Consider the following 21,829-nt stretch of genomic DNA (forward strand, 5'->3'; position numbering starts at 1 on the left):
CTCCTTTCTTCTTTAGTTTATCATTACCATGGCACCTTTCACTATGGTCTGACCGCTGGCGGAGAGTTCCGCCGTAGCATTACCTTTCACCGAGGCACCGACTTTTGCCTGCACTTTTACGTTCAACCCTTCCAGACTGACGTCCTGCTTGGCGGTTCCGTTGAGCTTCATCGTGGCATCCATATTGATGTTGCCTTTGGCTTTCATCGTTATGTCTTTAGAGGACGTGAGGGTGATGCCCCCGCTATCCATCTTGACTTCATTCTTATGCTGGTCAGTCAGACGGATATATTTTCCGTCGTCATTGATTTCCACCATGTTTTTTCCGGGGGTAGAGACTGTTATCACTTTCTTTTCCTCGTCAAACTCGATCCGCATCTTCTCGCGGGTGACGATGGCTTTTGTGTTGTTTTTTGCCTCGTATTCGTAAGGCGGTTTATGCTTATCTCCGTAGATCGAGCCGAGGATGACGGGATGGCCGGGGTCCTGATTCATGAAACCCACCAGTACCTCGTCGCCCGGTTCGGGCAGAAAGAAGGTGCCCATGCCTGCAGTGGCGTACATCGTGGAGAGGCGTGCCCAAAGCAGCTTGCTCTTGCCATCCATCCACGGGAGTTCTATCTGGATACGGTATTCTTTCAGCGGGTCGCCGTCCAACTTCCGGACTACCGCAGCATGCAGTCCCTGCAATCCGGGAAGAAAACCTGCTGCGGAGGGAGATACCACGTCCGGCTCGTCAGTAATGTTCACAGGCGATATGCCTGCACCTGCTTCGGTTGTCCATTCGTTGTCCTCGATGGTATGCGTCACCGAACCGACGAACAAATTACCGTTGAACCGTTTGCCAAAGCCTTTCAACTCAATGAGGCAACCCGGTTTCGCCTTCGCAGAGCCGTAAAAGCTAACAGAACCCCGGTAGCGGGCCAGCCCGGCTTTCAATGCCATGCCGTCTGCCCATTGCTTGAGTGCCCTCTCGTCCGTCGGCGCGTCGGTCTGAAGCAGCAGGCTATCACCCGAAGCAATGTTCTTAGGCTGTAAATCTCCCTGCTTGTTGAGTAAGGGCGTGGAAGCGGACACTTTGACTGCATGCTGCGTTTTGGGGCACCACGATACTGCCTCGTACTGTGTGAACTGATCGTCCGAGGAGAGTTCGAGGTCGAAAGCGGTGATATCCGTGCCGTAAGTAACTGTTAGAACGGGAGATGCATTTACTTCCGGTTTTTTCACTTTAATCTTACTGCCTTCGGTGTAAACGAACAGTCCGTTGGCGTCGGCACGGGAGAGGGCAAAGTCCCAGTCCGAGCAGTAATACTGCACCAGTGTAGGGTGCTGGTAACTTGTAGCATCCACATCTACACTGCCGTAGGCGGCGAGCACTTCCTTGATGATGTCATTGTCGTTCTTCTTCTCGAAGATGCGGTTCTTGCGTCCCTGCGTTGCGGAATAGGTGTTGTCGCGGCACTCCACTACCATACAGGAGCGGAAGTCTTTGTCTGTGAGGATACGCAGTCCGATGATTATGCCTTCAAACAACGTTTCCTCTTTATCTACGCCACCTGCATCCAGTCGTATAGTGTTACCTGGTTTGAACAATGAGTCGTCACTTTCATCGAAAGTCTGCTTGTCCATGTTGCCTGCGTTAAACTTGAGTGTCGCTTTACCGATTCGGTTCAGTTCCAGCCGCACGGTAGCAGACACTAACGAATAGGTGTCTTTCAGTTTCGTTCCGTTGCAATAAACGGAACAAGATAGTACACGGTCTTTATTTACAGAGGGTGATTCTGCCATATTCTTATGCTTTTTTTAACATCGGCAACAGAATTTCCGTACCTGCCGGTATGTTTCTGTAGCCGTTCAAATTATTAAATCTTGCAACTTGCCCCACCAGGAGCGGGTCGCCGTAAACTTCGTAACAAAGGGCAGACAATGTCTGTCCTTCTTTCAATGTAACCAGCCGTGACACATCGGGCGAATGTTTGGAGAAGTGCTTCTTCTCCTCTTTTTGGCTGCAATAACCCGTCAGCGTCACTTTCAGTTCGGCACGGAGCGGGATGCTGTCCGGATCAAACAGGGAATATTCCGTTTCCAGCGTCTTGAGCTGACCGAAAAAGGTGATGTCACCGTACTGCACTTTAACGAACGAGGGGCGGTGTCCTTCGGTGTTGTAATCGTAAAGCCGCTGTTCGAGTTCGTCTACCGCATCATGTACGGGTTTCTTCTCGTCATCGTCCTCCATGGCGTTGGTCATGTCGAACAGGCAGTCGAAACTGAAGGTTTCGGGCTGATAGCGCACATAAACGTTCGACCCGTTCAGGCTCCCCAACTGCTTGTCCTCTGCATAGCGGATTCCTTTGGATAGCTTTACCTTGGCCGGATTGACAGGCAGTTCCAGCGCGGATTTACATTCACTGTTGAAATCGCCGTCCGTATAGGCTGTAATGATCATCTTCCCCATGTTACTCCTTTTTTATTATTTCCGCCTCCTGTTGTTAGCGCTCATTTCTTTTCCGTCGCTGTCCGACAGGCCAGCCAATTCTTTCTTCTTTGGACATCCTATCCAATATACGGTCCTCTACTTTCCGGAGAATTTGTTCCGGAAGTTCTGCTTCCGGAACAACGCGTTTCTCTACCACGGTACGGATACGCATTTCCTTGATGATAACAGCCATAATATTAACTATTAAATTTTTATGCGGTCCATCCGGTTACAGCTTATAATGACCGATTCGGTGGCCAGACCACTTTTTTCGGCATTCAGAGCATCCAGATTCCACTGTGTGGGATAGCTATGCGAACATTTCCATCCCATCAGGGGTTTTCCGTCTTTCCCCAACAACTTTACAATCATATCGTATGGAATCATTCTCTTGTCCTTGTCAGCCTGTAAACATTTATCTACCCATTGGGTGAAAGTATCATCGCTTGTTAGTGGGACAGGGCGTTTGAGTGTTATGTTTCCATATTTGACTCCGCCAGGCATTTTAATCCACATTCCTGAATCACTGGGTTTCTCTACGGTACTCAGCTGCATATTCAGACCGGACACTTCCGTGAATGAGGTCTGGAAGCGGTCCAACTTGCTCTGAAATTCCACCAGAAAGTAGAAACTCACTGGAAGTGGCCAGTCTGATGCAGCGTTGTCTGTCATACTACTTGATGGTAATTCCTTCGTGTGCTAAAATTAAAGTTTCCATTGCCACCGTATTCCCGTCGGCCTTAAAACCTTCTACTGTTATTTTTTTAGGCCATGCATTTGCTAATTCCCAGGTTTGAGCGACTTTACCATCTTCGTCCAACAGGCTTATAGTAACGACTTCGCGCGGAATGATATTCATTTTTACACTGTTTATCCATGTCCATAGAGCTTTGTCCGATTTGAAAACCCCTTTCTTCAGGGTTACATCACTGGCCTTTTTCAGTCCGGGCATTTTTACTTTTGTAAAAGCAGGGCTATCGCCGGCGCGATAAGTTATTTCTTCATATTCCGTTTCAAGACCGGAAACCTCACTGAAAGAAATATCTCCTTTACTACCTAATGTCACTTTAAAATAAAAACTGGGCAACGGCCATGCTTTTAAGTCCTGGCTCTGTGCTGATCCATCTTCTGCCATAATATTCTGATTTTTAATTGTTAACTTTTAAATCTTGATTCTCTTTTATTCATTTATATCAACTCTTCTGCATTTGTTGCTGGAAAGTTATTTCGATGAACTCTGCCGGATGCGAGATAGCAACCAGCACCGTGATGCGCATGATGCCTTCCAGAATATCTTCAGGAGTCATAGTATCTCCAAGTCCGACATGTACTTCATAAGCATCTTCGGGTGTGGCACCGGCCAGTCCTCCGCGTTTCCACACGCTGCGCAGAAAATTTTCAATCATGCACTTCATGTTGATCCATGTATTGGCATCATTAGACTCGAACACGTAAGCACGGGAGGCATTTTTTACTGATTCTTCCAGGAAAGTCATTGTGCGGCGCACATTAATATAACGCCAGTCCAAAGAATTGCCATCCAATGTACGTGCACCCCATACTTTGATCCCTTCACCAATAAAAGACCGGATAGCATTGACCGCTTTCCCGTCCATCGGTACATTCATCTCTTCCTGGGTTTTATTATCGATCATTTCTGAAGGCTTATTCACATAGTTGACAGATACGTTGGCCGGTGCTTTCCATACTCCGCGTGTATTGTCCACCATTGTATAAATGCCTGCCATAGCAGCAGAAGGAGGTAACAGGTTCAAATAGTCTTTCACCTTCTTCGCCAGTAGCTGGTATTCTGGCCAGTTCTGCATCAGGGCATTGTGGAGGTCGTTTTTCATTTGAGACAGTTCATTCTTTGTGAGAGGAACTTCTTGCGGAGTTGTCCCATCTTTATCCAATACTGTTTTTGTCCCTTTTTTGATAGCAGATAAAGCATCTTTCATAAATTTATAGATATCTGATGTCTTATCATAAAAAGGTGCCAGATCGAATGTCTCCGGATTAAATTTCTCAATCTCTCCCCATGTCAATATTTTCCCTGTAATATCATTGTCTGAGAGCACAGATGTTTCCAACCACGGATAATAGGCTGCCGCATATGAAATATTATTGGTACCAATTGCGCCACGAAATGTATCTATCGGTTTATCTATAACTTTTTTTTCTTTTTTCAAAGGAATATCCAGAATAACAAAATATTTTTTGCTATCACACAGATTCAACAGGTCTGTATAGATATTCATACATGTATCTGTGTTCACCGCTTCAGGAACAACCAGCATGGTTATGTCTTGTACTTTCTTGATATTGGAAAATACAGTTTCTTTATTTTCATCCGTATAAACTTCTGCCAATGTCTGGTTATAGTTGCCTATAGATACCACATAACAAGTGCTTCCGCCATTAGCAAAAAACATTACCATATGGTAATACAAGGTGTACAATTTAGTTGTCAGTGTCGCTTTCAGACTAGCTTTTTTTGTCACATCATAAACTGATAAAGTTTTATCGGCATCCTCCCCGTTTATGACCGACAGCGTAAACTGCGGAGTCGGGGCACCACCAAAATACTTTATATATTCCGTTATCGATGAAATTTTCATCGGTTTGAAATCCAAAGAATCCGTTCCGTTCAATGCCTTTTCCGTAAGGCCTATGAACACAGGGATGGCTGTTTCGGCTTCAACTACAGAATTAGGGAAAGCGCTCTTCTCTTTGATATAAACGCCGGGGGTTTTGTATTCTCCCATGATCTTTTATATTTTAGTTTAACAATCGGTTATTAACTCTTTTGTGCCTGTTGCTGGAAAGTAATCTCGATGAATTCCGCCGGATGTGTAATGGCAACCAATACTGTGATTCGCATGATCCCTTCCAGAATATCTTCGGCCGTCATAGTGTCACCAAGTCCGACATGTACTTCATAAGCATCTTCAGGTGTAGCTCCTGCTAATCCACCACGTTTCCATATACCACGCAGGAAATTTTCTATCATACATTTCATATTGATCCAGGTACCGGCATCATTCGGTTCAAATACGTAAGCACGTGCGGCATTCTTCACGGATTCTTCGAGGAAAAGCAATGTGCGGCGTACATTTATATAACGCCAATCCAAAGAGTTGCCGTCCAGCGTACGTGCTCCCCATACCTTGATACCTTCACCCTGGAAGGCACGGATCACATTAATGGCCTTGCCGTTCATCGGGGCATTTAAGCCTTCCTGTCCCTTGTCGTCTATGTTTTCAGCCGTACTTTCCACGTAGCTTACAGATACATTTGCCGGTGCTTTCCATACACCACGGGTATTGTCTACCCTAGTGTAGATGCCAGCCATAGCAGCGGAAGGAGGAAGGAGGTTCAGATATTTTTTCAATCCCTTCATAGCATATTGGTAAAGAACAGATCCATTGAACAGTGCCTGATGGAAACTGTTTTTGTCTACCACATAAGGAGGAGAGTATGTAATAACTTTCTTTTCCGGATTAGGATCTGCTGCAAGGATAGTTTTTACTGTTACTGTTGCACCCTCCCCTAAATCCTCTTTTAAGGATTCCTCTGTTATTTCTGCATATATATATTCTTTTCCTAGGATTGTCACGTTCTCTCCCTTTACTACTTCAACGGAAGACGGAAGCATGAATTTTTCTATTATTGCCTGGAGATTTGGATCTACATTGGAGAATTTGTCTCTATAGGAATAGAAAGTATCCGACCACGTAAACATTTCACCGTCAATATCCCTGTCGCCCAGCACCGAAGTATTCAGCCACGGATAGTAAGCTGCCCCATAAGACATATACTCACTGCCGATACTTTCCTGGAAAGTTTTCATCCGGGTATCTAATTGATCGTTATTGGGATATTTAGGCTGTATATCCAGAATGGTAAAACGGTTAGCCATTTCCCCGCAATGTTTCAGCATATTCTGCTGTATGTTGGAACAAGTACCCGTATTTTCTACTGCTTCCGGAACTATAATCATCGTAACTTCCTGTTCTTTTTCTAAATTTTTCAAGGCAGTTGTTACTTTTTTATCATCTAGTACATCTTTGCCACTGTACGTTCCGACAGACACAATGTAACATGTGCTACCGCCATTGGCAAAGAACAATGACATATTATAGTACAAAGTATATTTGTTTTCACCATTCAAGTAGAAAGCATAGTTGACGGCATATTCTTTTTCTACTTCTTGATTATTCTCTTTGATTTTAAATTTATCTTTCTCATCCGATTTCACATCATACTGAAACACTTTGGATTTCGGATTCAGTTCTGCTTTTTCCGGAACGGTCTTGCCATCTTTTGTTGTTGCATCCGGATTATACCTTTTTATATCCACCGTAAAACTCAGCTCCGGCGCCCCACCGAAATACTTTATAAACTCCGTCATTGACGAAATTTTCCATGGCTTGTTCTTCAAGTCATCACTTCCATTCATCGCTTTTTCGGTAATACCGATAAATGCGGGAATGGCGGTCGGTGCTTCCACCACCGAGTTTGGAAAAGCGTTTTTCTCTACGATATAAACGCCGGGTGTTTTCATGTTTCCCATATCATTTTTTTTAAAGATTAATACTGATTAAGTACGTTTTTTTAGATATAACAGATTTCCCGGATGTAATCCTGTTGGTCCGTCAGGAATATCCCTGGTCCCGGACAGGAAATGAAGCGGCTTATAATCCGTTTTTTTAGCGATTTATCAGCGAGAATTTTGGGAAGTACTTCGGATAGGACTTCCGGTGGTAACTTGGAAAATTCTTCCGGCTGTATATCCCTGGATAGTGCTTCGGAAAGTAATCCGGAGAGTTCTGTGGTCTGCACCTCTGACAGTTGCAGGTTGTAATCTCTATACTTTCGGCACACAATGGGGGAGGTAGAAAAAATCCGCCACATTGTTCCACCAAGTGAAGGATCTGTGTATTTCTCGGGAAGGGTAAAGAAATACTTCCCTTGTGTATCTTCCAGACAAAGCGTCTTTGATTCGTCCATGCTTTTATAACGGGGCACAAACAGGTATTCCCATCGGTAAGCCACCTCACGGAACCGGAGCAGGTATTCCTGCGGCTTTCCTGCTTTTGCATCTTCCAGCATCTTATCTGTCAGCTGGATAGTGATGTGGCAAAAATGAGCTTCCCCCCTTTGCTCTTCCGTAGCCACAATGGCGGAAGCTATATCTATCTCCTGACTATCATCGGACAAAGCCAACCGGTAAAACGTTTGCGGACGATAACCGTTCAATTGCGTTAAACGCATGAAATTGTCATCTTGGGACTGCAAAGTCAATTCCAATTTGTCACCCCTTAGAAATCCGGCACAATCGTTTTCTAACATAAACTGGCAACGATTTGCTGTATGCACGAACAATACTTTCCGGCTACGTATCAGCCTTTCAGTTTCATCCGTAAGCCGAAAGCGGAAACTCCCCGGCGTGTCATTATAGTAGCCATGCACAACCTTTATATCAATGAATATAATGAATTGTCCCATATCTTTTTCATTTTATAGTTTTATATCGGGCTGTTTCATCGTTACTCCGCCCTCTTGCATTTCTTGCGCATCGATGATCAGACGGCGCAACTTACACATTACCGACGGATAATACTGTCCGCCCAGTGTAGTCCAAAAGTTATTGATGTCCTGTGCGGACAGCGTCACGACTTCTATCGTATATTTCTGACCGTCCAAATCAAAAAAGGGATGCGACTGGATGAAAAGTAACGTTTCAGATAAGACGGATAATGACTCGGCATAGCGTTTTTCATCATATACAGCAGCGAGCATCAAATCCAGATTCAGCAACAACGGCGGGTAATTCCGCATATACTCCGAAGCGTTACGACTGAGGCCAGCCGAGATGCCTCCGGCCACTTCCCGTTCTATGTTAACTAATGAGATAATTAACTTGCAAGGTTTTTCTTCCGTACCGTTGCCTATAAAACCAGTTTCTGCTACCCCTTCAGGCTGGGGAAACTTCCGGCGCAGATATTCGTCTAACCGAGCTGCAAAAGAGGTCAAAATTGTTTTTATCATGGCTTTTTTAGTTTTTTGAGACGGAAAGATATTAAAAAGATAAAAGCCAGAGAAGAAAAATCCGCAGACGACAAAAAAGCGGAGATGAAATGCATAAAAAAGGGCATGAGCGGAAATCTGCTTAGTAAACGGAATCCCTTCATGCCCGTATAAAGCCGGAAATTAAAGCTATCGGTCAAAGACCTTCTTTTTTCGTATTCAGTTTCTGCAACAACATTTTGCCGGGTCTGAACTTTACACTTCGGCGTGGTAATATGGGAATCGTTTCTCCGGTGCGTGGATTCCGGCCTTCCCGTTCGGTTTGTTTCCAAAGGTTGAAGCTACCGAACCCCTGGAGTATGATGCCGTTACCCTCATTCAACTCTTCGGCTATTACTGCTTGCAACGCTTCCAGATGCTCGCGGCACTCCTTCTGCGGAACAGAAAGACGGGTGGCTATTTTATTTATCAGATCTGCTTTATTCATATATCCAATTCTCCTTGGTTTAAAGGAAAGCCCGGTAAAACAAGTCCACCAGGCTTTCATAAGTTCATAAAAACGGACGGTTCATTTACGGTACGACAACTTCGGCCGGTTTGGTCGTTACAACCTCCACTACGTATTTATCAGTAGCGTCGATCTTGTTTGTCACGGTGATCTTACCGCCTGTCTGAACATCACCGATAGCCGTTTTGACTTTACCTGTGATGATTGTCTGCTTCCAGCCGTTGGCTTGTGTCGAACCGTTTCCGGCTTTGGTTTCAAACCAACTGCCATCTGTTGCGATATCGACTCCTTCCGGAGAAGAGACAGTCAGGGTGAAAGAGTTACCTTCCACATCTGCCAGACTTACCAACGGAATACTGCCTCCTGTACCTCCGGTCATGTTGACCGTGTTATCGCTGCGAGTACCCATTTTGAAATCGTCCTGCGACAAATCTTTCAAGGCCGGGTCTTTCAATACGACTTTCACTACAGTCTCGCCCTTGGAGGCAGTCGAAGCGAAAGTAACGGTTGTAGTAACCGGGAGCGGTGTTTTGGCTGTCGGAAGAGTCAGGGTATAATCGCCTTCGGCAGTAGTAAGAGGACCGTCTGCCTTTAACCAGGTATCTCCGGACTTTACGGTAGCCGTACTGCCCGTTGTCTCTGCCTTGCTGTCCGGATCAATGCGAGTTTCGGCTACGGCATGCAGTTTGATCGTCTGGGCTGCTACATTATATATAGTAGCGGTCAGTGTCAACGGGTCGAACTTATTATAGTTACCTTCGACGGTTGTCAGGCTCATGACAGGGCCCGGTGTGGCGATAACCTTGATCTCTTTGTTCATGCCACTGGCCGGATTGGTCAGGCGGATAATGATATCTTCCTGTTTGCCGTTTCCCAGCACTGCCTCATCCACCTTATAAACATATTTGGTTTCCTGTGAGGCGGCTTTTGTTACAGGGCCGCTGTTCTCTTCGTCTTTGACCAGCCATTTAACGGCAGTCGCTGAGTGGTAAACCAATTCGTCTTCCAATTCCGTATTCGACCCCATTGTGAATGCGAATTTACTACCGTTTGCTGCCAGGACGGAGACACGTCCGTCACCCATGACATAAGCATCCTGGCTTTCGGCTGCCAGAAGCGTTACCGGTGTTTTCTTATCGAACTCATTATCCGGTTCATACGGATCGAGGTCGCCCGGCTCATCCCATTCGGCAACCTTGAGGTTGAAGTCCAGATGGTATTTGTCCGCTTTCGTTATAGCGATCGTGTAGCGGTGGTTGTATGCTACTTCGATATAAGTACCCACGCCGTTAACCATCTGCTGGAAAGGAATCTTATAGGAAACGTCCGTGCTTTCGGTCTTGTTGACGGCATATTTACCTTTCAGCATCAGATAGCCGTTATCCTCTTTCGGGCTGGGGTAGGTATAGAAAGCACCCTGTGTGAGACTGGTGGTTCCGGCCGCTTCGTCGTCAGCCTGCTGGTTTTCGGCATCAATTTCCCTTTCCGGGTAAGTGATCAGCTTATCGGCATCCGTTACCAGCGTCTTGATGGGGAAGAACTGGGCTGCGCTCTGGCCTCGTCCCATCGAAATCTTCTCGACCGTGAATTTTGATTTTTCCGCATCGTTGATGACATCGAAACGTGCCACCATACGCGACAGTTTCAATCCGATCTGGGTACGGGCGGAAGTCCCGAAATCAGTCAGGTCGAGCGGTGTCGTGTAAGCGCCCGACATCGGCAGGGGAGATTCCAGCACGTCGTCGGCAGTCGGAGGATCGGTTGTTACATCGATCAGCTTCGTGTGCAATGTTTTAAACTCATCCTCGGTAGGGATTCCTGCCGTCACGACATTGTCCGGCATGCCGGGTTTACTCTGTTCGAGCGATTTGAAATTATCGAACAGGGTCACGGCATCGCCATCTGTTTTATATAACTTACTGCGGTTTGCCACGCAATAGAGTTTTATGAATAACCCTTTATTGAGTTTCAAAAGTCCGGAGGTCGTACCTGCGTTCACGTCACCTGTCAGATTGAAGCTGTATGCCTTTCCGTTGGGCAAGGTCACAATGTCAGCTTCATCGCGGAAGTAATGAAGTTCCTGGAACGTATAGGTGCCATTCTCTTCTTTCGATCCGAAGACATATACATCCAGCGAATAGATATAATTCTCTACGGCTGTCGCGATCTGTTCGCCGGCTTTTGTATCGGGAGCTTTCAGGACCAGGTTATTTTTCAGTGTCAGAAGCACTTCCCTGCGTGTAGGATCATCCGTCCCTCCCTGGTCGGGAGGGGTCGGATTTACTACCTCATTTTCCTCGGAACAACCGGTAAGGATGAACAGGCCGGCAGCGAGGATAGAAAATAGATGTTTTATATTCATATCCTGTCAATTATTATTGTTTTTTCAATGTGATCGTTCTGCTTCCGCCATTCGGAATTGCACTGGTGATCGTGATCGTTATGTCTGCTGTTTCATCGCTATTTCCACAACCAGTTTGTGTGAATTCAATTGCAGCAGTTCCACCTTCAGCGATTTCAGCAGGCGATTCCGTATGATTCAGCCAGGTCGATGTATTTCCTGTGTAGGCAATCGTACTGCCCTTGTATCCTGTAACAGTGATTACAATAGGAACATACTTGTGAATATTGTCAGATGCGCTCGCATAAGCCACATTTATCTGATCTGCTTCACTTTCGTCTACTACAGCAGCATCATTATCTTCGGACAGTGTAAATGCCGGTTTCGGATCCAACCAAGTAATCGTCAGTGTAGCATTACGGCTTTCGGCACCTGCTGTTGTATTTTGGGCGATGACTTCCGTTGTTGCGGCTGTAAGTGCAGTGGCATTGTTTACTTCGATTTCATAAAGACCTTCACCTTTATTGGAAATCGTTAATCCGGAGGTTGTCTTTTCGAGGAAAGTCATTGCTTCCGGGCAAGTTGCTTTGATCGATATCTTGCTGCCGTTTGCTTTGTACATGCTGGCTGTCGAAGTATAATCGGCGATAACCGGTGCTTCATTGAAATCACTTTTCGCTCCACCGGTGGCTTCTGCAAACTTCGGTTTGCTTGCTGCCTTGTGCATAGTAACAGTCAAGACTTCGCTTGTATTCAGCTTATTGGTGAATGTGATGTCGAAGTCCGTAAAGTCGGTGACTCCGCTGGTTGCTTTGACTGTATAGGTTATAACGCCACCGGCAACCGTTTCACCATCCACTGTCAGCCATTTGCCGCTGGGGATATTGGCTGTTGCGCCTTCCGGAGCAGCGATCTTCAGGTTGTATGTGTTGGCTGCCAGCAGGTCGATATCTGTTTCTACCTTATAGGTCGAAGCATCCGAAGGACTGATTGTTGCATATGTGGAGTTATTTTCCAGTGTGGCGGATAATCCTGCTGCTACCGCTGTAACTGTCAGGGTTGTTTCGGCAGACGCTTCCTCGCTGTTCTGGAATTTGATTGCGTATTCATTACCGTCAGTCAATGCCTTTGCCACCTTGATCGTAAAGGTCGAGTAATAACCTTCTTTTACAGCTTCGCCTTCCTGTACAAATAAACCACCTTCCGGCAATACCAGCTTGGTGCCTTCGATACACATCGCTTTTACTTTAATATAGCTGCCTACAACATTATACATATTAGCTGTAAACAGGTTATAATCGACCGTGTTTCCGGTGCTGCTGTCTCCGCCTGTTGCCAGGGTCGGTTTGGCTTTCGGTCCGTAGAAAGTAAGTGTTGTCCAAAGAGCCGGATCGTAAGAGGCTGCTTCGTTGATGAAGACCACATTGACGGGCAGTTCGCCTGTCGCTTTATCTACAGTCATTTCGAAAGTAGTGTACCATACACCGTTCTCTTCTTTATATTCAGGCTTAGCAATTTCCAGCCAGTCGGCAGCCGATTTTTCCGCACGCACTTTACCGGTAGCGGCAATCGTTGTTTTAAATACGCTGCTTTCTTCTACGGTAAATGCTGTTTTTGAATCATTGATCGCAACAGGGATATTACCGGTTGTTGCCTCAAATCCGGTAGCTGCCGCAAACACCGGTGCATCGTTATCCGGTTTCACAACAATACCACCGCCCGATGTCCAGTCCACAACTTCAAAAGTACCGAATATATTGCTCTGGGTCACATCTGTAATACGGAGTTTATAGCGGTTGTTGGCGGCTATCGCGATATATTCGCCCTTGTCGGCTCCTTCGGGGGTGCGGACGATAGGCACATGGTAAGTGACGTCTACCTGCTTGGAAGTTGCCGGACTTTTATACGTACCGTCAATGATCAGGTAGGTCTGGTCTGTACTCAGGTTAGGGTAGGCGTAGAGCGCACTCTCGGTCAGCCCTTCGTTGGCTCCGGCCAGCTTGTCGAACTCGACGGCGGCATAGGGGGTGAGGGTTGTTTTCAGATCGGCTTCTTCCACCTTTTCAGGTGCCGTTCCCCAAAAAGCACCGATTTTACGGCCCTGTGCCAGCGTCAGTTTCTGGATCGTGAGGTTTGACTTGGAGGCCGTGTTGTCGATGTCGAAACGGGCTACGATACGTTTCAGGTCGATATCGACTTTAGAGACACTGCCGCTGATCTTGGTCTGTCCCTCGCCGGTCATCAGAAGCGGTGTGGCGATGATACCGCCGGTAGCGGCATCTGCACCCAGCGCTTTGGTGAATGAGGCGCGGAAATCTGCTTCGGTAGTGGCAGCATTGTTAATTTCAAAAACACCATCTCCGTTATCGGCCGTAGTGGCAGCAACCAGGGCGCCGTTCCAAGCGGTTTTTGCCGTACCGTCTTTCTGGTAAAATTCCCCGTCGGTCGTGGCATGGCCTTGTGCGTCGGTAGCTCCATTGTTTGCGATGCAAAGGAGTTTGATGTAAGGCAATCCTTTTAACTCGTTCGGATAGATAGAGGCTTTCCATCCCGTTCCGGCATCTTGCTTTTTGAAGTTGGTCTTCGGGTTACCGGAGGCGTCTTTGTCTTCTGAATCGAAAGCGGTGCCTTCGTCCCAGGTTTCCATGTAGTAGTAGCTGCCGGCTTGTCCGGTAGCAGAAGCGAAGAGATAGACCTGGAGTTTGTCTATCGTGTTTTCACCTTCGGAAGCAGTCGCCTTGGTATACTCCTGGCTCTCTCCGGTTCCGCTGAAGACGATCTGCAACTCGGAGCGTCCGGCAATACCGCTGGTGTCGCCTCCGTTTGCTTCATCGTCTGAACAGCTTGCTCCCAATCCCGCGAAGGCAAGGAGCAGCATTAAACTTTTTACGTTCATGTTCGTTTGTTTTTTGTTAAACAATATATGATTAATAAAATTTCGGGTTTTGTACAGGGGGATTGTACAGTACTGTACAAGGAGGTTGTATAGCGTTGTACAATCACTCTGTACAGGGTTGTACTATTCTATTCGATCTCCGGACGGTCGCCGCCACCTTCGCCACCGCTTTCGCCAACATGGACCTCCACCGACGCCGAACGGGGTTCTTTCAGCAGCGTGCGGCCGCTGTACTGGGTGGTGACGGTCAGTTCGTATTTCCCGTTTTTGAGGTCGGAGGGGAGCAGCAGGATCAGTTCCGACGGGTTGTTGGTGGTTATCTGGTCGGCATCGAGTTTGATCACGGCTTTGTCTTCGCCGGTCAGGGTAACGCCTATCGCTTCGTTGGTACCGACAACTTTGAGGTTGGCGCCACGCACGAAGAAGTTGCGTCCCGATGTCATGGTACCGTCTTTCAAGCCCGTCTTCCGGTCTTCCGTTCCGATGATGTACATCACGTCGGCCTTTTCGCCCAGGATAGCGATCGACGTTTTGGCACTTTCCTCACGGATCACTTTGTTCTGGGTAAAGGCCACGTAGATACTGTTCTTTTCGGGATTCCACCGGCCATCCTCTGCCAGTCCCAGCAGGCGGGGCACGGCGTAGAACAGTCCGGTATTGAGTTGCCAGCCGTTCATCAGCAAACGGGCACAGACACGCTCAAAGAGTGTGACAACGTGTACGATCGTTTCAGGTCGCAGGCCGGTGTCTTCGGCACGCATTTCTTCGTAGATCTTGTTGATGTCGGCTTTACCGGTGGTTTCAAGGATAAAGATCTTGTCTTTGGGGTCGGGGGTCACCGTATTAGGGGCCATCCATACTTTCAGTGTATTTGCCATATCGTTTAATATTGTGGTCCGGCGCTTTTATCTGTGCCAGACCGGTTAATACCAGTGTTTTATTGTTTCAATTTCACATATGAATGCACACGAAATGCTGCACAACCCTTTGCCGGGAGCTGTGTAACGATCGGTGCATCTGTTATAGGTTACAGATGCGATTGCTTAAAAAAACAATCCCATCATGTCAAAGAGCATTTGTCGTTTGACATGATGGGATAAAAAAATAATGATCAATTATAAATGCTTCAGTATCTCTTTTATATCTAATTGCATTTTGGAGAAAGCAAACCATTTCTTACCTAAGTCTTTTAACGAAGCACCAATGTGGTAAAGTTCTTTTTCGTCTATGATCAGGAAACGGTCATGCGACTGCCGGAACAACAGAATGTCGATCGGGGCATATTGAGCGTTGTGACGTTGCAAATCCAATGATAACTGTTTGGATATCTGGGGCGTGTAAATGGTCACCTTTACTCCGGGAATACGCTTGGTAAATAATGTCAGTACCGTGTCATCTATATAGTTATCAATCAGAATCAGAGAGCTTTTAGCAGAACGAATCAGATCGGCTACGAATTTGTAGGCATCGAATAACTGTCCGTCGAAGAAAATACCTTCAACAGGTGGCAATGATGTTTTAATAAAGAAATCAAACTTCTCATCATATTCAATCAGTTTCGATTCGATACGTTCAAAACGCTGATTAATAGAATAACCTTTCAGTAAATGATCTTTTAATATCTGGTTCGCCCATTGACGAAATAGAGTACCCCTTTGAGATTTTACACGGTAACCTACAGATATAATAACATCGAGACTATACAACATCACTGGCTTATCAGAATTTGCAATGTGCAAAAAATGCACATTGCTTTCTTTATCAACTTCTCTCTCCCGGAATACATTATTTATATGTTTGGTTATAACGGTTCTGTCTCTTTGAAAGAGTTCAACCATTTGTGCCTGAGTTAGCCAAACGGTTTCGTTTTCCAGACAAACTTCTAATTCGAGGGAACTTTCGGGGTGGTAAATAATTATTTCTCCTTTGGTATTCATAGCTATAACGATTTTGTTTGCTACAAAGGTAAAATTATTATTAATGCCAACTCCCTTTTGGGTTATATAAAATAATCCTCTTTTTTATCCCATCATGTCAAAGAACGCTTTTGTCAGAAATATAGCCGAAGCCTATTTCTGTTTACTTTCAATTTGTTGCCAGGTGTTTGTATTATTATTTGATGCAACGAACTTGACGCCAATATGTTTTTTCCTGGTATCCAACATAGCTACCAGAATCATTAATAAACATGTAAAACGCAGGATCACCTCTATCATTTGAAGCCCAATAAGTCTGACCTATAGTAAATACATTATTATTTTTTAACTCCTGCCATCTACTTCCTGTATTCGCGGTAGGAAACGTATCATCTACCCCTGCAATTGTAAACCATTCCGTATGAGTCGGTACACGCCATCCTGAGGGGCATTTAGATGATAAGTTGCTATTCCATTGGCAACGTTCATCAGCATTTACGGGCGCAATATAATATCCTGAATATTTCCAAACATACTGACCATAATAATCGCGTGATACACTTATGGAATAAGTTGCTGTTTTACTTTCATCCGACTTATTTTTCACACGAATGGTTGTAGAACCGGTATATTTAGCTGTAAATGTGAGTCTATTACCATTTTGAGATATACTGGCAATATTATTATTATCAATCGTATAAACGAATCCGCCGGCAGGAGGTGTAACTGTAACATTCACTGATGTTGAATTTTCATTCTTTATATTAGCCAACGTTCCACTGGTGGAACTTAGCTTGGGTGCTGTAAATCCGGTGGGGATTACTTTTATTTCTTTATTTTCTCCGTTCGGTATCTTATTCGTTAGCAGGATAGTAGCTGGTTTCATTATATTACTTGTATTTGTACTTATTTGAGTAATCAAAATTTCGCTATTACCTTTTATTTCAGGGGTTACAATATTGAACCATGGGTCGCCGCCTCCCCAATCTTTTACTGAAGCCTGAACTCCTATAGCCGAAGAATTCACACTAATCGCTGTATTTCCACTGGTAGCTGCCTGTAGGGATATTTCATTATTTGCCGTTATCTCGCTACTCAGTAAATTGATTATAATTGCCGTTGTCAGATCGCTTATTCTGTTGTTTTGAAAAACAACACTACCTTCGCTATCATTAATACCTGTATTTAATGATTCTTCTTTTATAGTAAATTCGTAGATGCTTTTTAATAGGGTTGTTTCAGTATTTTTTATCTCTAACCAGTCCGGTTTGCTTTTGATACTTATTCCATCCGGGCAGGTTATGCTTACATTAATTTTACTATCGACTACTTTATACATCGTTGCTTTTTGTTGTTCCACATTAAATGTATTGCAATTACCGGGAGTCTGCTGAATATCGTTTAATAGCGGTGAAGTGATTGCTTCAACAAACAAGACTGTTTCCGCCCCGTTCATCGTATTGGTAAATCTTACTACGACGCGAGGAAAACGGGGTTTGTCATAATTCTCCTTTATAGTAAATTTATAAGTGCAAACGGGTATGGCGGCTTTTGTTGTGTTTGTAATTGAAGGTTCAGAAATTTCCAGCCAATCGTATTGCTGCGACTCCGGACCGCCAGCATATGTTTTTTGTATGCTCAATGCTGAATTGGTCTTGATGTTGATATCGAAACTGCTCCCATCTTTGACCGACATATTGATGGTACGAGTATCCGGATCGTATGCGGTTTCATCGGTGAATGTGGGAGGGATGGCCACGTCAAGTTCTCCGCTTCCGTCTTCCGGTTTGTATTCGTCGATGCTTCCGTCATCTGCCCAATCGGCAACTGTCAGTGTGAAATCCAGATGATAATCGTCTGCTTCGGTGATGCCGATCGTGTACCGGTGGTTGTTATTTATTTCGAGAAAAGAGGAACTGCCATCGGCCGCCTGCTGTGTAAAAGGTATCTGGTAAGAAACCTCTTTACTTTCTGTTTTATTTACTTTGTACAATCCTTTCAATGTGAGGAAACCGTGATCGTTTTTAGGCGAGGGATAAGAATAGAAAGCACCGGTCTGCATACCTTTATTCGCTTTTTCTCCGTTGAAAGTACGTGAAGGACAGGTGATGAGTTCGCCTGTGGCAGCTTCGGGAACCGTGCCGTAAATGCGTATAGGGAAGAAGGTCGCGCCGCGGCGGCCGTTACCCATCGAGACCGATTGGATGGTAAAGCGGGAAGTTTCCGCATTATTGACGATATCGAAACGTGCGGTGAGGCGGGTGAGTTTGAATCCGGCCTGTACCCGGGTGGAAGAGCCGAGATCGGTCAGGTCGAGCGGTGTTGTCTGCGCGCCGCTCATAGCCAACGGAGTGCACAGCGTATCGCCGGGTACCGTAGCCGACAGCAGTGCGGTATGAAAGGTTTTGAAAATGCTTTCCGAAGGTTGTCCGGGTGCCACTATTTTCGCGGGATTATTGCCATCCGCTTCTGATAGGACCAGCGGTGTGAAGGCGGCATCGGTCAACGGTGTACCGTCGCCGCTGGCCGGGTCGACCAGTATCGTGTTGTTGGCGATGCAGTACAGTTTTACAAACAACCCCTTCTTCACTTTGAGCAGTCCTGTTGTCGTTTCGCCGTTATCGCCGTCTACCGCCAGTTGCAGTTCTTCAGCTCCTGCGGGCAGTGTGGCTTCTGCTTCTGCACGATAGGCAAAGCGTTGGAGGAGGGTGTAGTTGTCGCCGGCTTCGCTCTCGGAGGCAAACACATAGACATCGAGTGTTTCGATCGCATTCTCATCCGCCGTGGCGATGGTTTCCGCCTTGGTGGCGACCTGCTTCAGGGCCAACTTGTTTTTTAATGTGAGCAACACTTCACGGCGTCCGGCATCATCGGTTCCGCCCGGCTCCGGCTGATTGCCGCCGGCATGTTGCGTCTCTTCCGAACAACCTGCTAAAAAGGCTGCCAGCATGAGCGTGGTACATTTTGTCAATAGTTTCATATTCACCTTGTTTTAAGTATGTTTTATTGTTTCTGTTTTAATATTCAATTATCCGATCGTTCCACCTTCATCCCAGTCCGAAGCCGTAGCCTGCGTCACAATAATTTTGTCATCATATACACTTACCAAAAGATCAAATTCCTGCTCCATATTGGTGTCCATGCTGACGGACTGTTTATTGAAAAAGAGGTTCAGATCCAAATCCTTAATAATCTGTTCGCCATCCCTCCAAAGGCTCCATAGCTGATGGGTGGAAGCGGTATAACGGAAGGTGACGAACTCTCCGATCACTTCCCCGTCGTAACTCAAAGCCGCCCTTGTCTCATGGTAGGTGATGCCGCCAGTGATACGGGGAATGATATATTGCCCGTCCCCCGAAGGGATCGTAGCCTCATTGCCTCCGGTAAATCCGTAAACTGCCGGAATCCCTTTGAGCCGCATCCTGAAAATGCCGTCTGCGGGTGGTTCGCCTCTCATCCAACGTACCGTCACAGAGAGGACGGCATGGGCGTGGGACAGGTAAACGCGTCGACTCCGGGTCGCCCCGTTTTTCAGGGTGAATGCGGTTGTCCCGTAATACAGACAGCTCGTATTGCCCCGGTATCCGGGAGGGACGTCCGCCTGTTGGGCACTGAGTATCATTTCATTCATATTCATATCGCTTTCATTTTGGGTTTGTATCGTTTCGTTGGCATTGCTTTCGTCCGAGAGGTTCCCCCAGAGAACCAATGTATAATCGCCGTCGGGCAGGTTACCGTTCCAACCTGCCACGCTGTCGCCTTTGAGGTTGGTAGTGGCCAGCAGGTTCCCTTTTGCGTCGAAAAGGTATTGCCGGAGGTTGTCGACATAAGTCGGCAACGTATTTTCGGTGCTGCTGCCTGCATACCAGTATTCCATCCTGACATTGTAAGGACAGACGGAAGGTTCGTCGCCAAATGAACAGCCTGAGAGCATGACTACCAGTATGCTGCATATCATCCAAAACCTTCCTGTCTGTATCCTTCCCACTACTTCGTATTATTAATATTAATCCAGTATGAATTTCAAATTCTTTTATTCGTCTTCTATTCTGTTAATCCTTCGGCAAATTGCAGGTTTCTGCGTGCCTTGCGGGGTTCAACCCCTACGGCTTTCCTGAACCAGACTGCCGCCCCTTCCGGGTTTCCTTCCATCAGCATAAGCACGCCCAGATTATTCCAGGCACGCGGGTCGGCCTCTACTTTGCGGAGATATCCCCATGCCGATTTCAAATCGCCTGTCAGCATTACGGCGGAGGCCGCGTTGACGTTCGTTATCACATCGTCCGGGAAATGGAATGCCGCCACTTCGTAGACTTCGCGGTATTGTTCCGTTCCGGGACGGTAATAACGGGCGACACTGTACATTTCTTCCAGACTCAGCAGGTCGGGATGGGTAAAGATCATCTCCGATGCTTCTCCGGCATTAAGGGCACGAATGCGGTATTCCACCACGAACTCGATGCGCCTGAGCAAGGGAAAGAGTCTTTTCAGCATGTCTTTATAAGGAATGCCTCCCTGCAAGTTCATCAACTGTTTTTCGCGGCCACTGAAAATACCAAACCGGCGTATGATGTCGAGGGCTGCCGTATAATAAGAAGGTTTCGTACTTAGCAGCAAATCTTCCAGGCCGTTCCAGTCTTCCGCCACGGATGAGACGTCGAACAGGCGGGCGGGGATGCCGTACGCTTTTTGCACATACCTGGCAAACAGCCTGGAACGGTTGGCTGCCAACTTTTCATTATCCCCGTAGTTTCCGTCGGGCGAAGCATATCCTTTCACTTCTATACGTTCCAGTTCGGAGTAACCTTCGGCCAGGACCGGAAGCAGGCTGGCGTCGATCTTACCGATCTCTTCCCGGTTGTTTTTAAAGTCGGGATATACTTCATCTTTGCCGAGCGGATAATCTATATAGAGGATTGTGCTTTTGCTGCGGTGTTTGTTCTCCTGCTTCGGATCGGGCGTGAGGAACGAGACCATCGACGCATAAGTATTGACATCTGCCGTGTTCAGGGAAATTTGCTCCCGCGCTTGATGCAAGACCGCAGAGGCACTCGCCACATGGTTGTCTCTTTGAACGGGTTTGTCCTTATGCGATCCCGCATCGAGTGCGGGAACAGGGTTGTTTTTTGCGAGTTGTACAGTGGAAACCGACAGGTTGCGTTTCAGCGTATCTACTCCCAGCAGTTGCAGGTCGCAACAGTCTTTTATTTCCTGGCGGAGTAGCAGGGAGGCCTGTTGCATCCAGGAGGTATAAGGAATGGATATCCGGTAACGGACATTTTTGGAACCGGTCCGGTTGTTGTCGAGTAATACAAGATAAGGAATTTCGCGGTTCTCCGCGGAGGTTGCCAATGCACGTTCGCGGCGTTCAAAACGGAAACGTTTACTACCGGTGATCACAACGGAGGGTAATGTTATCTTTTGGGAAGAACCTTTCTTTCCTGCCAGTTCGGGGGTAAAGATAACGGCTGCCAATGAGTTAACATGTACGCTGTTCAAATCCATCTCCAACCAGAGATGCAGGCTGTCGTTCTTCACGGTGACCGATTGGGGAACGATACGTATGCCTTCGGCTGCTATTTTTCCGGTAAGTCCGGAAAGACAGGCAACGGCAAAAGTATACATTATTATATGTAGCGAATAATTCTTCATAAGGATAATC

At 46.4% G+C, this 21,829-nt stretch carries 17 protein-coding genes; all 17 read right to left on the reverse strand.

What is annotated here, in order from left to right; genetic code table 11:
- Positions 1-12 precede the first annotated feature (12 nt).
- Positions 13-1,788: a type VI secretion system tip protein VgrG gene (gene vgrG / locus NBH14_RS09830; RefSeq protein ID WP_186959300.1), complete on the reverse strand. Its 1,776-nt coding sequence runs from the start codon at positions 1,786-1,788 to the stop codon at positions 13-15.
- Between the two features lie 4 nt (positions 1,789-1,792).
- A complete protein-coding gene (locus NBH14_RS09835; protein WP_186959299.1) occupies positions 1,793-2,455 on the reverse strand; it encodes a LysM peptidoglycan-binding domain-containing protein in 663 nt (220 codons plus the stop codon).
- 34 nt (positions 2,456-2,489) lie between these two features.
- Positions 2,490-2,669: a hypothetical protein gene (locus NBH14_RS09840; RefSeq protein WP_186959298.1), complete on the reverse strand. Its 180-nt coding sequence runs from the start codon at positions 2,667-2,669 to the stop codon at positions 2,490-2,492.
- An 11-nt stretch (positions 2,670-2,680) separates the two neighbouring features.
- A complete protein-coding gene (locus NBH14_RS09845; RefSeq protein WP_186959297.1) occupies positions 2,681-3,148 on the reverse strand; it encodes a phage tail protein in 468 nt (155 codons plus the stop codon).
- A gap of 1 nt (position 3,149) precedes the next feature.
- On the reverse strand, positions 3,150-3,611 hold the full coding sequence (locus NBH14_RS09850; RefSeq protein WP_186959296.1) for a phage tail protein: 462 nt from the start codon (positions 3,609-3,611) through the stop codon (positions 3,150-3,152).
- A 58-nt stretch (positions 3,612-3,669) separates the two neighbouring features.
- A complete protein-coding gene (locus NBH14_RS09855; protein WP_186959295.1) occupies positions 3,670-5,241 on the reverse strand; it encodes a contractile injection system sheath protein in 1,572 nt (523 codons plus the stop codon).
- A 32-nt stretch (positions 5,242-5,273) separates the two neighbouring features.
- Positions 5,274-7,049, reverse strand: a complete 1,776-nt coding sequence (locus NBH14_RS09860) for a contractile injection system sheath protein (protein WP_186959294.1) — start codon at positions 7,047-7,049, stop codon at positions 5,274-5,276.
- 41 nt (positions 7,050-7,090) lie between these two features.
- Positions 7,091-7,984, reverse strand: a complete 894-nt coding sequence (locus tag NBH14_RS09865) for a hypothetical protein (RefSeq protein ID WP_186959293.1) — start codon at positions 7,982-7,984, stop codon at positions 7,091-7,093.
- Between the two features lie 12 nt (positions 7,985-7,996).
- Positions 7,997-8,527: a contractile injection system cap protein gene (locus NBH14_RS09870; protein WP_186959292.1), complete on the reverse strand. Its 531-nt coding sequence runs from the start codon at positions 8,525-8,527 to the stop codon at positions 7,997-7,999.
- A gap of 175 nt (positions 8,528-8,702) precedes the next feature.
- Positions 8,703-8,993: an HU family DNA-binding protein gene (locus tag NBH14_RS09875; protein ID WP_186959291.1), complete on the reverse strand. Its 291-nt coding sequence runs from the start codon at positions 8,991-8,993 to the stop codon at positions 8,703-8,705.
- Positions 8,994-9,078: 85 nt separating this feature from the next.
- Complete coding sequence (locus tag NBH14_RS09880) at positions 9,079-11,376, reverse strand: hypothetical protein (RefSeq protein WP_186959290.1); 2,298 nt, start codon at positions 11,374-11,376, stop codon at positions 9,079-9,081.
- A gap of 13 nt (positions 11,377-11,389) precedes the next feature.
- Complete coding sequence (locus NBH14_RS09885) at positions 11,390-14,251, reverse strand: hypothetical protein (RefSeq protein WP_186959289.1); 2,862 nt, start codon at positions 14,249-14,251, stop codon at positions 11,390-11,392.
- A gap of 128 nt (positions 14,252-14,379) precedes the next feature.
- Positions 14,380-15,129: a DUF4469 domain-containing protein gene (locus NBH14_RS09890; RefSeq protein ID WP_186959288.1), complete on the reverse strand. Its 750-nt coding sequence runs from the start codon at positions 15,127-15,129 to the stop codon at positions 14,380-14,382.
- 237 nt (positions 15,130-15,366) lie between these two features.
- Positions 15,367-16,188 carry a RhuM family protein gene (locus NBH14_RS09895; RefSeq protein WP_186959287.1) on the reverse strand — a complete coding sequence of 274 codons (822 nt, stop codon included), beginning with the start codon at positions 16,186-16,188 and terminating at the stop codon, positions 15,367-15,369.
- Positions 16,189-16,363: 175 nt separating this feature from the next.
- Entirely contained in the window at positions 16,364-19,147 is a 2,784-nt protein-coding gene (locus NBH14_RS09900) for a fibrobacter succinogenes major paralogous domain-containing protein (protein ID WP_186959286.1), read from the reverse strand.
- Positions 19,148-19,195: 48 nt separating this feature from the next.
- Entirely contained in the window at positions 19,196-20,125 is a 930-nt protein-coding gene (locus tag NBH14_RS09905) for a FimB/Mfa2 family fimbrial subunit (RefSeq protein WP_222622095.1), read from the reverse strand.
- An 86-nt stretch (positions 20,126-20,211) separates the two neighbouring features.
- Positions 20,212-21,819 carry a DUF3868 domain-containing protein gene (locus NBH14_RS09910; RefSeq protein WP_186959284.1) on the reverse strand — a complete coding sequence of 536 codons (1,608 nt, stop codon included), beginning with the start codon at positions 21,817-21,819 and terminating at the stop codon, positions 20,212-20,214.
- Positions 21,820-21,829 lie beyond the last annotated feature (10 nt).

Source organism: Parabacteroides caecihominis (assembly GCF_023656785.1).
Lineage (GTDB): Bacteria > Bacteroidota > Bacteroidia > Bacteroidales > Tannerellaceae > Parabacteroides > Parabacteroides segnis.

Excerpts from the sequence above, each read along its gene's own strand:
- NBH14_RS09840 (WP_186959298.1), bottom strand. The coding sequence starts at position 2,669 with ATGGCTGTTATCATCAAGGAAATGCGTATCCGTACCGTGGTAGAGAAA.
- NBH14_RS09895 (WP_186959287.1), bottom strand. The coding sequence starts at position 16,188 with ATGAATACCAAAGGAGAAATAATTATTTACCACCCCGAAAGTTCCCTC.
- NBH14_RS09875 (WP_186959291.1), bottom strand. The coding sequence starts at position 8,993 with ATGAATAAAGCAGATCTGATAAATAAAATAGCCACCCGTCTTTCTGTT.
- vgrG (WP_186959300.1), bottom strand. The coding sequence starts at position 1,788 with ATGGCAGAATCACCCTCTGTAAATAAAGACCGTGTACTATCTTGTTCC.
- NBH14_RS09900 (WP_186959286.1), bottom strand. The coding sequence starts at position 19,147 with ATGAAACTATTGACAAAATGTACCACGCTCATGCTGGCAGCCTTTTTA.
- NBH14_RS09885 (WP_186959289.1), bottom strand. The coding sequence starts at position 14,251 with ATGAACGTAAAAAGTTTAATGCTGCTCCTTGCCTTCGCGGGATTGGGA.
- NBH14_RS09880 (WP_186959290.1), bottom strand. The coding sequence starts at position 11,376 with ATGAATATAAAACATCTATTTTCTATCCTCGCTGCCGGCCTGTTCATC.
- NBH14_RS09905 (WP_222622095.1), bottom strand. The coding sequence starts at position 20,125 with ATGATATGCAGCATACTGGTAGTCATGCTCTCAGGCTGTTCATTTGGC.
- NBH14_RS09835 (WP_186959299.1), bottom strand. The coding sequence starts at position 2,455 with ATGGGGAAGATGATCATTACAGCCTATACGGACGGCGATTTCAACAGT.
- NBH14_RS09865 (WP_186959293.1), bottom strand. The coding sequence starts at position 7,984 with ATGGGACAATTCATTATATTCATTGATATAAAGGTTGTGCATGGCTAC.
- NBH14_RS09910 (WP_186959284.1), bottom strand. The coding sequence starts at position 21,819 with ATGAAGAATTATTCGCTACATATAATAATGTATACTTTTGCCGTTGCC.
- NBH14_RS09855 (WP_186959295.1), bottom strand. The coding sequence starts at position 5,241 with ATGGGAGAATACAAAACCCCCGGCGTTTATATCAAAGAGAAGAGCGCT.
- NBH14_RS09890 (WP_186959288.1), bottom strand. The coding sequence starts at position 15,129 with ATGGCAAATACACTGAAAGTATGGATGGCCCCTAATACGGTGACCCCC.
- NBH14_RS09870 (WP_186959292.1), bottom strand. The coding sequence starts at position 8,527 with ATGATAAAAACAATTTTGACCTCTTTTGCAGCTCGGTTAGACGAATAT.
- NBH14_RS09860 (WP_186959294.1), bottom strand. The coding sequence starts at position 7,049 with ATGGGAAACATGAAAACACCCGGCGTTTATATCGTAGAGAAAAACGCT.
- NBH14_RS09850 (WP_186959296.1), bottom strand. The coding sequence starts at position 3,611 with ATGGCAGAAGATGGATCAGCACAGAGCCAGGACTTAAAAGCATGGCCG.
- NBH14_RS09845 (WP_186959297.1), bottom strand. The coding sequence starts at position 3,148 with ATGACAGACAACGCTGCATCAGACTGGCCACTTCCAGTGAGTTTCTAC.